The sequence below is a fragment of the Vibrio sp. SCSIO 43097 genome, assembly GCF_023650755.1.
Lineage (GTDB): Bacteria > Pseudomonadota > Gammaproteobacteria > Enterobacterales > Vibrionaceae > Vibrio > Vibrio alginolyticus.
Window position 1 is genome coordinate 200,022 of sequence record NZ_CP071841.1, and the last position, 12,885, is coordinate 212,906.

A 12,885-nucleotide genomic window follows, 5' to 3' on the forward strand; every position below is an offset into this window, starting at 1 on the left:
AAGAGCTTTAATATTGATAAATATATAAACAACTTGGGTGCTGAAGAAATTTCAGTATACTGCGCTTAGGTTACACTGGAGAAAAAATCGCCGTATTCCCAGCGGGGTCCTTTGATAAGAAATAGAAATCGCGTTTGAATATGCAACCAAACGATTTTGCCGCTTGCAGTTTATTCGGTATACAAATAATAAACCTTTGACTAATCCGAAGGTCGGTCAAATGAGAGAAAGTCATGTTTTTTAATAAGTCGCTTCAACAAGAAAATCAACGATTAAAGCAGGAGTTGCAAATCCTGCAGCAAATCCAAACCAGTTTAGATGAAGAGATGATCCGCTTAACATTGGATAGTAAAGGCCTCATTACTTCTGCAAATACCAAACTACAGCAAGAACTTTTCTTACATGATGATGAGATCTTAACGAAATCAATTACTGAATTGGTACCGTCAAATTCGCGCAATACAGACCACTTTCATCGAATGAAGAAAGCCGTCCAAGATAAAGTGTTCTGGAATGGGGCATTGCAAGTACGGAAAGGTAATGGTGAGGAAGCCTGGTTAAGAACGATTATCCAGCCTGTTTTAAATGAGCGCAGAGAAGTAGAAAGCTTTTTTGTTTTTGCTTCTGAACTTACGCGAACGATCAAATCATCCCGTGAGCAAGAGGACATGCTAAATGCATTAAGTCGTTCTATGGCGGTGATTGAGTTCACATTAGATGGCCATGTTTTAAAAGCCAACGATAATTTCCTAAACACAATGGGTTATGCGCTTGATCAGATTCTAGGGAAGCATCATCGCATGTTTTGTGATCAGGAAGAGTCGAGCTCTCAAGCTTACCGTGAGTTTTGGCAACGTTTAGCAAAAGGGCAATTTTCATCAGAGCGATTCAAACGAGTTAACCGTTATGGTGAAGAGGTGTGGTTAGAGGCTTCATATAACCCTATCCATAACGACAGAGGAGAGCTCTACAAGGTCGTTAAGTTCGCGACAGATATTACCCAGCAGGTGATGCAGGAACAGAAAATGGCCCAGGCTGCGCAATTGGCGAACGAAATCTCCCAAGAAACTGGAACACAAACCCTGCAAGGGCAAGAGGTTATAGGCTCAACGTTAGAAAAGATGCAGATACTTTCCGAGCAAATGCAGCAAGCGAACACCGCGATTGACGAGCTTAAAGCGCACTCATCGCGTATTAGCGAGTTGGTAAATAGCATCAGTGGTATCGCTGACCAAACTAACTTATTGGCGTTAAATGCGGCGATAGAAGCGGCTCGCGCGGGTGAGCATGGCAGAGGTTTTGCCGTTGTTGCTGATGAAGTCAGACAGCTTGCTACAAGAACCAATGCAACCACCGATGAAATTGTCACAATGGTCAGTGAAAACCTACAGCGAACAGATAACGCAGTTAAGCTGATCGCTAAATGCCAAAAAGAAGCACTAGATACGCTAGAGCTCTCTGAAAAAGCAGGCAATGTGATGAATGAAATACAAGATGGCGCTAGCCGTGTTGTAGAGGCCGTGGAGCAATTTAACCGCTCGTTGTAGTTAATCAATAAGTTTTCATTGCAGAGGCGATTGGTAAAAAGCAATTCGCCTTATTCAACCTGTATTGAGGAGCGCTTAAGTCGCAATACTACTCCTGCCGCAGTCAAGTTAAGCGTTTTGAAGGGGAGGTAGTTCGACACCCGGTACAGGTTTTAGCCAGTTTGCTTGCTGTATAGAATGCCAAAGTAATTTAGTATGCGAAAAGGCTTGCCTTAAGACTTTGCCTGCATTTAATGTATCTAGCAGCAGAACTTCAATCTGCGTGACAACAATACAGGAGAGGATCGGGCTTTCACTTTTTCGCTCGACACAAACCCCTTTCAAATTTACACAATAGCGCAGTAAAACTCTCTTGCTGCGCTATTGTGTGTTCCATATTTTGTGAGTACTTATGTTTAACTCAGAACGCAAAGCGACGGTTATTCTGGTTGCGACGACGATGATCGCGGCACTTGGCTGGATATTCTCTAAGGAAACAATACAGGGTTTACCACCTTTTGGCTTTATTGGGGCGCGATTTACTATCGCTTCGCTCTGCTTACTGCCTCTATGTTACCGACCTTTGCTGAAAGCAAACTTAAAAGATGTGCTTTCTGCTGGTGGTGTCGGGCTCCTGTTAGGCAGTGCCGTTATGACATGGATTTACGCTATTTCTATCAGTGATACTCTTGGGGAAGGCGCATTTATCATGAGCCTTTCCATGCTGTTTGTGCCGATTGTTGCATGGGTTATGTTTCGTCAACGACCACAACGAATTTTCTGGCTTTCTTTGCCTATCGCTGTATTAGGTCTTGCTTGTCTTTCTTTAGTTGGTGGCTGGAAACAATCGGCCAGTCAATTGTGGTTTCTTGGTGCAGCACTGGTTTTGGCGCTTCATTTTAATGTGAACAGCAAATACTCTCAAAAACTACCTGTGCTGCTGCTTACTTGCGTGCAACTTTTTTCAGCAGGTTGTTTAGGTTTGTTGGTTTCATTTTTTATGGAATCTTTCCCGGCAGAGGTGGACTCCTCTATTTGGTGGTGGTTTGCGTTGAGTACCTTATTAGCGACGAGCTTGCGTTACGTAATGCAAACCATGGGGCAAAAATTTGTTCAGGCAGGTAACGCTGCTCTAATTATGATATTAGAACCAGTTTGGACGGTTATTCTGAGCGTGCTGTGGTATGGCGAAGTGCTAACGGCAAATAAACTAGTAGGTTGTGTGCTTATCTTATTTTCTCTAATTATTTATCGTACTGGCGGGCGGTTTCGCTTCCCTACTCGAAAGTAGAGCAAATTAACTTGGGTTGGGAGAAAATGAGGTGCCGGATGGCCTTCTACGAAAGTGATAATACGCGGTTACGCAATGCTAATGACACTTTTGATGTAGGCTGCCGACCCAGCTCTTCGCTGATCATCCAGCCAGCTTTAGCCAGTAGCTCTAAGTCGATCCCCGTTTCTATTCCTAACCCTTGGCACAAATACAGTACATCCTCCGTTGCGACATTTCCTGATGCGCCTTGAGCGTATGGGCATCCACCCAGCCCAGCTACACTACTGTCGATGGTATTGATGCCCATACTCAGTGCCTGATAAATGTTGGTGAGAGCTTGTCCCCATGTGTCGTGGAAATGGACAGCAAGCTGGGGAAGAGGTGCAACCAACATGACGGCTTCTAGCATAGCAGCGATACGGTTTGGCGTGCCTGTACCGATTGTGTCGCCTAGAGACACCTCATAACACCCTAAATCGATGAGTGATTTGACCACGCTCGCCACTTGTTTAGGGGCTGTCGGGCCATCGTAAGGGCAGTCGGCAACGCAGGATAGATAGCCACGAACAGGGATGCCGTGTTTGGTGGCTAATCGCATTACAGGTTCGAAGCGAGTTAGGCTTTCTGCAATCGAGCAATTGATATTGTGTTGGCAGAATCCTTCTGAGGATGAAGTGAAAATCGCGACCTGATTGACACCAGCCTCTAACGCTTGTTCTAAGCCTTTTAGGTTTGGTGTCAGGGCAGAGTAGGTAACATGATTTCGCCGTGTTATTGCTTTCATGACCTCTATTGAGTCCGCCATTTGTGGCACCCACTTGGGTGAGACAAAAGAGCCCGCCTCAATATGCGTTAGCCCAGTATCTGAGAGTAAGTTGATCAGCCGGATTTTAGTCTGGGTCGCAACAGGAGATTCATTTTGCAATCCATCTCGTGGACCTACTTCGACAATCTTTACTTTTGAAGGCAGCATTACTTGTCCTGTGATTTGGTTACCCAACTTGGGCTTCGTTTTTCAAGAAACGCTTGCAAGCCATCTTGGCCTTGTGGCGATACCCTAATGTCCGCAATGAGCTTGCTAGTATAGTGAATCAGTTGTTGTTCGATGGGGTTTTGATGACATTGGTGACAGAGCGTTTTCGCTTTACGCATCGCATCTGGGCTATTAAGTAGTAACGTCTTGATCACGCTATCGACCGCATTTTCAAGTTGTTTGGCTTCTTTCACTTCGTGCACAATACCAAACCGTTCGGCATCCTCGGCTGAAATGACTTCACCACTTAAAATATAACGTCTAGCTTGTCGATTCCCCATCGCGCGCATGACGTAGGGTGCAATGGTTGCCGGAACTAAACCAAGCTTAACTTCACTTAAGCAAAAGTTGGCACATTGGCTCGCGATGGCGATATCACTGCAACAAATCAATCCCAGCGCGCCACCGTAAGCGGAGCCTTGTACAACCGCGATGGTGGGTTGAGGGAACGAATCTAGTGTTTCCATGAGTCTTGCCAAGTTTTGGGCATCAACGAAATTATCTTGCCTCGTGCTGTCGGCCATCGACTGCATCCAATTCAGGTCGGCCCCGGATGAAAAGTGCTTGCCGTTACTTTTTAATACCAAGCATCGCACATCCGTTCGTAAAGCGAGATAATCTAGGCGGTGGATCAGCAAGTCGATCGTACAAGCGTCAAAAGCATTGTGCTTGGCTGTTCTGTTTAGAGTGATGGTCGCTACGCCATTGTCATCGACATGCCAAAGAACATCATCTTGCCTTTGGGCGTTGGGAATAATGCTTGGTTGCATTTCCTGCATATTTACTTCCTTAATTCATCTTTGGATATTTACATTCTGAAGACGCCAAACTCGCTATCAGGAATGGGGGCGTTTAATGCTGCCATTAACGCTTGACTCAACACCTGACGCGTTTTTTTAGGGTCAATAATTCCGTCATCCCATAGCCGAGCACTCGCAAAATAGGGATGTCCTTGTGTTTCATACAAGTCTATGATCGATTCTCTAAAAATGTGCTCTTCTTGCTCTGACCACGCTTCCCCCTGACGTTCCTTCGCGTCTTTTCGAACTTGTGTTAAAACGCCTGCTGCTTGTTCTCCGCCCATCACAGAAATACGCGCGTTCGGCCACATCCACATCATGGTTGGATCATACGCTCGGCCGCACATGCCGTAATTACCAGCGCCGTACGATCCACCGATGATCACGGTAAACTTCGGCACGTCAGCACAAGCGACGGCCATCACTAGCTTGGCGCCATGTTTTGCGATGCCTTCTTCTTCAACCTTTTTTCCGACCATAAAGCCGGTAATGTTTTGGAGAAAAAGAAGCGGTGTTTTCCGTTTGGCGCACAGCTCAATAAAGTGCGCGCCTTTTTGTGCCGATTCAGAAAACAAGATACCGTTGTTTGCCACAATACCAATCAAGTGTCCTTGAATACGAGCGAAACCACACACTAGCGTTCTGCCGTACAAGGCTTTGAATTCGTCGAAATCAGAATCATCGACGATGCGGGCAATAATTTCTCGAACGTCGAATGACAGTCTTAAGTTTGCATTCACGATTCCGTAGATTTCTTCTGCGTCGTAGCGGGGAGGAAGTACGGTGTTTTCTGGCTTAACAGGTCTTGTTCTATTGGCATTGGCAATGGCTTCTCTCGCAAGCATTAGGGCATGTTCATCATTTTCAGCGTAATAATCTGCGACACCAGATTTTCGACAATGCACGTCTGCACCGCCGAGCTCTTCACCCGTCACGACTTCGCCAGTGGCCGCTTTCACCAAAGGTGGTCCCGCCAAAAAAATGGTGCCTTGCTCTTTAACCATAATGGAGACATCCGCCATGGCAGGAACGTACGCGCCCCCAGCAGTGCAAAGCCCCATCACAACAGCAACTTGGGGGATGCCTTTCGCCGACATTCTCGCTTGGTTAAAGAAAATGCGACCAAAGTGTTCTTTATCGGGGAAGACGTCGGACTGATGAGGGAGATTTGCGCCACCGGAGTCCACCAAGTACACGCAGGGGAGTTGGCAACGTTGGGCTATCTCTTGCGCTCTAAGGTGTTTTTTCACCGTGAGTGGGTAGTAGGTTCCGCCTTTTACCGAAGCATCGTTGGAGATGACCATGCATTGAATTCCCTCTATGATACCAATGCCGGCGATAACGCCAGCACAGGGGATCGCTTCGTCATACACTTGCCAGGCGGCAAACTGGCTGATTTCAAGAAAGTCAGTGTTGTCATCAAGCAAGCGCGCGATGCGTTCTCGTGCGGGGAGTTTTCCTTTTTGCCTCTGGTGCTCAATGGCTTTTTCACCGCCGCCCTGTTTGATGGTCTCGATGTGTTGATTAAGTTGAGTGACCAACGTTTCCATCACGGCTTTATTGGAAAGAAATAACTCGTCAGTTGGCTTAGTTTTACTTTTGATAATGGCCATAATGACTTCCTTGTCGTATGTTCCGTTAGCGAGATTCTTCGAACAGCTCTCGGCCTATTAACATGCGGCGAATCTCTGAGGTACCCGCGCCGATTTCATAAAGCTTTGCATCACGTAGCAAACGACCAGCAGGGTATTCATTGATGTAGCCATTCCCACCGAGCAGTTGTATTGCATCGAGTGCCATTTGTGTGGCGAGTTCTGCACTGTACAAAATCGCGCCAGCGGCGTCTTTGCGTGTTGCGTTACCTCGATCACAAGCCGCTGCGACGGTATATACATACGCTTTTGCTGCACTCATTCGAGAGTACATATCGGCGATCTTGCCCTGAACTAACTGAAACTCGCCAATGGATTTTCCAAACTGCTCTCGTTCATGTACGTACGGGACCACAATGTCCATGCAAGCTTGCATTATCCCGAGTGGTCCGGCAGCGAGGACGACGCGCTCGTAATCCAGCCCACTCATTAACACCTCGACGCCTTGATTCAACTCGCCAAGAATATTCTCTTTTGGCACTACGCAATGGTTAAATACAAGTTCGCAAGTATTCGAGCCTCTCATGCCTAGCTTGTCCAGCTTTTGAGCATGAGTGAAACCTGCGAAGTTACGTTCAATAATGAATGCGGTAATACCACGTGAACCTGCGCTGACATCTGTTTTAGCGTAAAGCACCACTACGTCAGCATCGGGCCCGTTTGTTATCCACATTTTGTTGCCATTCAGTACAAAATGGTCGCCCTTGTTCTCCGCTTTCAGTTGCATGCTTATCACGTCTGAACCAGCATTGGGCTCACTCATCGCTAGGGCGCCAACGTGCGTACCATCAATGAGTTTGGGAAGGTATTTTTCGCGTTGAGAAGGCGTGCCGTTACGAAAGATTTGGTTGACGCACAGGTTAGAATGAGCGCCGTAGCTTAAAGCGACAGACGCAGAGGCACGGCTAATCTCTTCCATGGCAACAACATGAGCGAGGTATCCCATGCCTGCACCACCAAGCTCTTCATCGACGGTCACACCAAGCAACCCCATTTCTCCGAACAAAGGCCATAAATGATTCGGGAACTGGTTATCGCGGTCTATCTCAGCGGCGATGGGCGCAATATGTTCCGTAGCAAAGGCATTAACGTGTTCTCGGAGCATATCGATGGTATCACCAAGTCCGAAATTGAGTGGGGTATAGGTGCTTTTCATAACGTCTCCCGGTATCAGAGGTAAGGTGGAAAAGCCGGTAGCGGTGTTGCTAATTGAGTATAGCGTTTATGTCTGCTTGCTTTTGAGTGTTTGAATACAACGCTCCTTAGCGGCATTCAACTCAGCCATAACGACGCTGATGTCGTTGAGTTGTTGTTGTAGGACGGCTTGTTTCTCTTCAATGATATTGAGCATTTTCAATAACTGTCCTTCGGTTTGTTGCATGTCGTAGAGCTCGAAAAGTTCACGAATTTCTGCCAGCGAAAAACCGAGCCGTTTCCCTCTTAAAATCAGTTTGAGGCGAATTCTATCCCTGCGTTGATAAACGCGCATATTGCCTTTTCGCTCTGGTTCAATCAGACCCACGTCTTCATAAAACCGGATACTGCGAGTAGTAATATCAAACTCCTTGGCGAGGTCACTGATCTTGTATTTTTCCATAACATACTTACCTCGAATAAAAATCCAGTTTCTGGAAATCGAACCTTAAATGGGAAGGCCGAACATCAACTTTGAAATATAAACGTCTGCTTGGTGTGTTTTTTCATCTCATTGTAAAGGCTAGTGCTATGCTTACGTAAACGTCAAGAAATCGCGGAATGAAAGTTTGTTAGTGAAAAAGGCGATAAAGGCTGGTGTGGCGCTTGGTGAGTAATTCTATGTAGGGTGTCATCAGTCTGCCAAGTGTTCACATGTACCTTAAGGGAATGCGAATCATGGGAAAAGACATCTGGATTGTCAGCGCGAAAAGAACGCCAATTGGGCGCTTTCAAGGCAAGTTGCAAACTTACTCTGCTCCTCAATTAGGCGCACTGGCGATCAAGGCGGCAATGCACGAAGTGAATGTGACTTCGGTGGATGAAGTGTTCATGGGATGTGTGCTTCCAGCAGGGTGTGGACAAGCTCCTGCGAGGCAAGCATCTATGGGGGCAGATCTTCCTTTGGGTGTAGGGTGCACCACCATTAACAAAGTGTGTGGCTCTGGCATGAAGAGCGTCATGTTAGCGCACGATCTCATTAAAGCTGGAACGATTCGCTCTGCCATTGCTGGTGGTATGGAAAGTATGACCAATGCGCCGTATCTGCTGAGGGAGGCGAGAAAGGGAATGCGTATGGGGCACCAGTCTGCGTATGACCACATGTTTCTCGATGGGCTACAAGATGCTTACGAAGGGCACTTAATGGGTGTTTATGCTCAGCAAGTCGCTGACAGGCTTAAGTTCACCAGAGAGCAAATGGATGAATGGGCCGTGATGTCGGCAAAACGTGCGTTGGAAGCTCAAGAGCGAGGCTTGTTTGCCGATGAACTTTCGCCGGTTTCACTCAATACCAAGTCAGAACAAGCGGTGCTGAACTACGATGAGCACCCTCGCTCGATTGACCTTGGTAAAATTCCTCAACTCAAACCTGCATTCGATGAAAAAGGTACGGTGACCGCTGCTAATTCGAGTGCCATTTCAGATGGCGCAGCGGCTCTTGTGCTTATGGATGAAGACACTGCGCGTCATCAGGGGCTTAAACCACTTGCGATCATCAAGGCGCACTCTACACATGCCAGAAAACCTGCAGAATTTACTTTGGCCCCCGTCTACGCAATTGAGCAACTGCTGTTCCAGCTAGATTGGTCAATTTATGAAGTGGATCTGTGGGAAATCAATGAAGCCTTTGCCGTCGTGACACAAATAGCGGTGGCGGAACTTGGGCTTGATACGAGCAAAGTAAATATTAAAGGTGGAGCCTGTGCACTTGGGCATCCGATAGGGGCTAGTGGCGCACGAATTCTGGTGACATTGATTCACAGTTTGCGTCAGCTACAAGCGCTAGGCACCAATGGTGATCTCGAAGCCAAAAAAGTGATGCGGGGTGTTGCGTCACTTTGTATCGGCGGTGGAGAAGCCACGGCGATAGGCATTGAAATACCGCTTTAATTGAAATCAGAAAGGAGTAAATGATGACTCGTTTGGTTCCCTTGTTTATTGGTGGCGAGTTTCGTGAATCTCAAACATCGGATTGGGTTGAGGTAACCAATCCCGCCACTAATGATGTCATTGCGTACGTCCCATGTTCCACTGAGCACGAGATGGAAGCCGCCATTGATAATGCGAAAGAGACATTCCAATCCTGGAAGGAAGTGGCAGTATCCGAGCGTGCCCGAGTTATGCTGCGTTATCAGCACTTGCTCAAAGAACATCATGATGAGCTTGCCACACTGCTTTCTCATGAAACGGGTAAGATTTTAGCGGATGCCAAAGGCGATGTGTGGCGTGGTATCGAGGTGGTTGAGCAGGCGGCAAACATTGCTAGCAACATGATGGGAGAAACCGTCGAAAACGTTGCCACGGATATTGATAGTTACTCAATGATTCAGCCCCTAGGTGTGTGTTGCGGCATTACGCCGTTTAACTTTCCAGCCATGATTCCGTTGTGGATGTTCCCAATCGCTATCGCTGCGGGCAATACGTTTGTGCTCAAACCCTCCGAACAAGTGCCATTGACCTCTATTCGTTTAGCCGAACTATTTGAGCAAGCTGGCGCGCCGAAAGGAGTGTTGCAAGTCGTTCACGGTTGCAAAGACCAAGTCAATTTTCTGCTGGCTCATCCTGACATTCGAGCGGTGTCATTTGTTGGCTCGGTTCCTGTTGCCCGTTATATCTACACCACGGGTACGAAACACTTTAAACGCGTTCAAGCTTTTGCTGGTGCTAAAAATCACATGGTGATCATGCCTGATGCGAACAAGGAACAAGTGGTGAATAACCTAATCGGAGCCTCCGTTGGGGCGGCGGGACAGCGTTGTATGGCAATTTCTGTTGCGGTATTTGTCGGCGATTCAAAACAATGGATTGCAGACCTGAAACTGGCGATGGCGAAAGTACACCCAGGGCCTTGGGATGATGAGCAGGCTGCTTATGGCCCACTGATCAGTGAGCAAGCTAAACAACGCGTATTGGACCTAATCGAAGATGGTAAACAACAAGGCGCAGTGTGTGAACTCGATGGCAGTCAGTGTGAAGTGGACGGCTTTCCCGATGGAAACTGGATTGGCCCAACCTTGTTTAGCGGTGTAACAGCGAACATGTCGATTTACACGCAAGAGATATTTGGCCCTGTCTTAGTTTGTATGGAAGTCGAAACGTTGCAAGAAGCTATTGAGTTAGTGAATCGCAACCCGTACGGCAACGGAACTTCTATATTTACCGCTAATGGCGCTGCTGCGAGAAAATATCAGCATGACATTCAAGTCGGTCAGGTTGGGATCAATGTGCCTATTCCAGTCCCTTTACCATTTTTCTCCTTTACTGGTTGGAGAGGCAGTTTCTATGGTGATTTACATGCGTATGGTAAACAAGCGGTACGTTTTTATACCGAGACCAAAACGGTGACGGCACGTTGGTTTGATGACGATATTCCAACGGGGCCCAATCTGACCATCCAACTGCGCTGAGTGAATAAAAGGAGCTTTTATGGACTTTGAACTTAATGAAGATCAACGTGCATTTGCCGATACCGCTCAACAATTTGCCGATGAGCGTTTAGCACCGATGGCGGCGGAGTGGGATGAAAAGCAGATTTTCCCCAAAGACGTATTGAGAGAGGCGGGGGAACTGGGGTTTCTCAGTCTCTACACACCAGAAGAACATGACGGCTTAGGGTTAAGCCGTTTGGATGCGTCAATTATCTTTGAACAACTCTCAATGGGCTGTACGTCGACGACCGCTTTCATGACTATCCACAATATGGTGAGTTGGATGATAGCCAGTTTTGCTACCGATGAAGCCAAAACGCAGTTCTGTCCGAAATTAGTTACGGGGGAGTGGTTAGGCTCCTATTGCTTAACCGAACCCAACGCAGGATCAGACGCCGCTGCACTGACCACTTCCGCTACAAAAAAGGGAGATAAGTATGTCATCAACGGCGGCAAAACCTTTATCTCTGGCGCGGGAGAGACAGATGTTTTGGTCGTGATGGCGAGAACCGGAGAAGCGGGTGCCAAAGGCGTGTCTGCATTTGTTGTTCCTGCTCACGCAGATGGTATCAGCTATGGGCGCAAAGAACCCAAAATGGGCTGGAACAGCCAACCAACACGAGCGGTTACTTTTGAAAATGTCGTTATTCCAGCTAGCCATTTACTGGGCGAAGAAGGGCAAGGTTTTGTCTTTGCGATGAAAGGGCTTGATGGAGGGCGTATAAATATTGCGACCTGTTCCGTCGGTACGGCTCAACAGGCCCTTGAACAGGCGACACAGTATATTCAGGAGCGTAAGCAGTTCGGCAAACCGCTTGCGCAGTTTCAAGCCTTACAATTCAAATTAGCAGACATGGCGACAGAGCTCGTGGCTGCACGGCAGTTAGTGCGCTATGCCGCCAGCAAGCTCGACCGAAATGACCCCGATGCGACGGCTTATTGCGCTATGGCAAAACGGTTCGCAACCGATGTGGGCTTTCAGGTTTGCGACCAAGCGCTGCAGCTTTATGGCGGCTATGGTTACATCAAAGAGTATCCAATGGAGCGTCATTTCAGAGATGTGCGTGTGCATCAAATTCTGGAGGGGACAAACGAAATCATGCGCTTGATCATCGCACGTCGTTTGCTCTCTGAGGAGTCGGCCTTGCTGTAGCGAAGTATTGGATTTGCTCATTGAGAAAGGATTCAGATATGCCATTAACCCAAGAAGCCATTCAACATACGATCACTAATCACGTTGCGGTGGTGACGATGAACAACCCGCCAGCCAATACGTGGACAGCAGAGAGCCTCAAGGTACTGAAGTCGCTGATACTCACACTTAACAATGATAAGCAGGTCTACGCACTGGTTTTAACCGGCAGTGGAGAAAAGTTTTTCTCTGCTGGTGCAGATCTCAAGCTATTTTCTGACGGTGACAAAGCGATTGCGTTAGACATGGCGCGATGCTTTGGTGAAGCCTTTGAAACGCTCTCGGAATTCCGTGGTGTTTCCATTGCCGCTATTAATGGTTACGCCATGGGTGGAGGTTTAGAAGTGGCATTAGCTTGTGATATTCGAGTCGTTGAAGAGCAAGCGGTACTTGCTTTACCTGAAGCCAAAGTCGGACTTTTGCCCTGCGCTGGCGGTACCCAAAACCTCACAGCGTTAGTAGGGGAAGGCTGGGCAAAGCGTATCATTTTATGTGGAGAGCAAGTCAGCGCTGACAAAGCAAAAGAACTAGGCCTAGTTGAGGAGTTGGTTCCCAAAGGTGAAGCTTTAAGTAAAGCGCTGGAACTTGCTGAATCTGTTGCGAACCAGTCACCATCTTCTGTCGCCGCATGTAAGGCGCTCATTCAAAATATGCGCTCTGCGCCACTTAAGCACGGCTTAATGAAAGAGCGAGAGTTGTTTCTGAATCTTTTTGATACGGAAGATCAAGTTGAGGGTGTTCGCGCCTTTTTAGAAAAACGCCCACCGCAATGGAAAAACCGATAGGA

11 protein-coding genes are annotated in these 12,885 nt (G+C 47.4%); 6 read left to right on the forward strand and 5 right to left on the reverse strand.

Annotated features, from left to right (window positions below; translation table 11 throughout):
- Window positions 1–233 precede the first annotated feature (233 nt).
- Together J4N40_RS17280 and J4N40_RS17285 are read left to right on the forward strand one after the other, a co-directional pair.
- Window positions 234–1,547, forward strand: coding sequence for a methyl-accepting chemotaxis protein (locus J4N40_RS17280; RefSeq protein WP_171342544.1), 1,314 nt, complete (start codon window positions 234–236; stop codon window positions 1,545–1,547).
- A 391-nt stretch (window positions 1,548–1,938) separates the two neighbouring features.
- On the forward strand, window positions 1,939–2,817 hold the full coding sequence (locus tag J4N40_RS17285; protein WP_005375761.1) for a DMT family transporter: 879 nt from the start codon (window positions 1,939–1,941) through the stop codon (window positions 2,815–2,817).
- A gap of 46 nt (window positions 2,818–2,863) precedes the next feature.
- On the opposite strand, the gene J4N40_RS17290 is transcribed toward J4N40_RS17285, so the two are convergent.
- From J4N40_RS17290 to J4N40_RS17310, 5 genes are all read right to left on the reverse strand, one after another.
- Window positions 2,864–3,772 (reverse strand): hydroxymethylglutaryl-CoA lyase, encoded by a 909-nt coding sequence (locus J4N40_RS17290; protein WP_250654695.1) that lies wholly within the window; start codon window positions 3,770–3,772, stop codon window positions 2,864–2,866.
- Window positions 3,772–4,611: an enoyl-CoA hydratase-related protein gene (locus tag J4N40_RS17295; protein ID WP_085568957.1), complete on the reverse strand. Its 840-nt coding sequence runs from the start codon at window positions 4,609–4,611 to the stop codon at window positions 3,772–3,774. Before J4N40_RS17295 ends, J4N40_RS17290 begins: the two co-directional genes overlap by 1 nt.
- Window positions 4,612–4,640: 29 nt before the next feature.
- On the reverse strand, window positions 4,641–6,245 hold the full coding sequence (locus J4N40_RS17300) for a carboxyl transferase domain-containing protein (protein ID WP_085568958.1): 1,605 nt from the start codon (window positions 6,243–6,245) through the stop codon (window positions 4,641–4,643).
- Between the two features lie 25 nt (window positions 6,246–6,270).
- Entirely contained in the window at window positions 6,271–7,440 is a 1,170-nt protein-coding gene (locus J4N40_RS17305; RefSeq protein ID WP_250654614.1) for an isovaleryl-CoA dehydrogenase, read from the reverse strand.
- A 66-nt stretch (window positions 7,441–7,506) separates the two neighbouring features.
- Entirely contained in the window at window positions 7,507–7,881 is a 375-nt protein-coding gene (locus J4N40_RS17310; protein ID WP_017821195.1) for a MerR family transcriptional regulator, read from the reverse strand.
- Between the two features lie 275 nt (window positions 7,882–8,156).
- On the opposite strand from J4N40_RS17310, the gene J4N40_RS17315 reads away from it, so the two are divergent.
- From J4N40_RS17315 to J4N40_RS17330, 4 genes are read left to right on the forward strand one after another with little or no spacing between them, the layout of a single operon-like run.
- Window positions 8,157–9,368 carry an acetyl-CoA C-acyltransferase gene (locus J4N40_RS17315; protein WP_025767662.1) on the forward strand — a complete coding sequence of 404 codons (1,212 nt, stop codon included), beginning with the start codon at window positions 8,157–8,159 and terminating at the stop codon, window positions 9,366–9,368.
- A 23-nt stretch (window positions 9,369–9,391) separates the two neighbouring features.
- On the forward strand, window positions 9,392–10,885 hold the full coding sequence (locus tag J4N40_RS17320; RefSeq protein ID WP_206952826.1) for a CoA-acylating methylmalonate-semialdehyde dehydrogenase: 1,494 nt from the start codon (window positions 9,392–9,394) through the stop codon (window positions 10,883–10,885).
- A 19-nt stretch (window positions 10,886–10,904) separates the two neighbouring features.
- Window positions 10,905–12,059, forward strand: a complete 1,155-nt coding sequence (locus tag J4N40_RS17325; RefSeq protein WP_250654615.1) for an acyl-CoA dehydrogenase family protein — start codon at window positions 10,905–10,907, stop codon at window positions 12,057–12,059.
- A 38-nt stretch (window positions 12,060–12,097) separates the two neighbouring features.
- On the forward strand, window positions 12,098–12,883 hold the full coding sequence (locus tag J4N40_RS17330; RefSeq protein WP_053307785.1) for an enoyl-CoA hydratase: 786 nt from the start codon (window positions 12,098–12,100) through the stop codon (window positions 12,881–12,883).
- Window positions 12,884–12,885 lie beyond the last annotated feature (2 nt).

Coding starts and splice junctions, on each gene's coding strand:
- J4N40_RS17295 (WP_085568957.1), bottom strand. CDS start 4,611: ATGCAGGAAATGCAACCAAGCATTATTCCCAACGCCCAAAGGCAAGAT.
- J4N40_RS17310 (WP_017821195.1), bottom strand. CDS start 7,881: ATGGAAAAATACAAGATCAGTGACCTCGCCAAGGAGTTTGATATTACT.
- J4N40_RS17325 (WP_250654615.1), top strand. CDS start 10,905: ATGGACTTTGAACTTAATGAAGATCAACGTGCATTTGCCGATACCGCT.
- J4N40_RS17315 (WP_025767662.1), top strand. CDS start 8,157: ATGGGAAAAGACATCTGGATTGTCAGCGCGAAAAGAACGCCAATTGGG.
- J4N40_RS17285 (WP_005375761.1), top strand. CDS start 1,939: ATGTTTAACTCAGAACGCAAAGCGACGGTTATTCTGGTTGCGACGACG.
- J4N40_RS17280 (WP_171342544.1), top strand. CDS start 234: ATGTTTTTTAATAAGTCGCTTCAACAAGAAAATCAACGATTAAAGCAG.
- J4N40_RS17300 (WP_085568958.1), bottom strand. CDS start 6,245: ATGGCCATTATCAAAAGTAAAACTAAGCCAACTGACGAGTTATTTCTT.
- J4N40_RS17305 (WP_250654614.1), bottom strand. CDS start 7,440: ATGAAAAGCACCTATACCCCACTCAATTTCGGACTTGGTGATACCATC.
- J4N40_RS17290 (WP_250654695.1), bottom strand. CDS start 3,772: ATGCTGCCTTCAAAAGTAAAGATTGTCGAAGTAGGTCCACGAGATGGA.
- J4N40_RS17320 (WP_206952826.1), top strand. CDS start 9,392: ATGACTCGTTTGGTTCCCTTGTTTATTGGTGGCGAGTTTCGTGAATCT.
- J4N40_RS17330 (WP_053307785.1), top strand. CDS start 12,098: ATGCCATTAACCCAAGAAGCCATTCAACATACGATCACTAATCACGTT.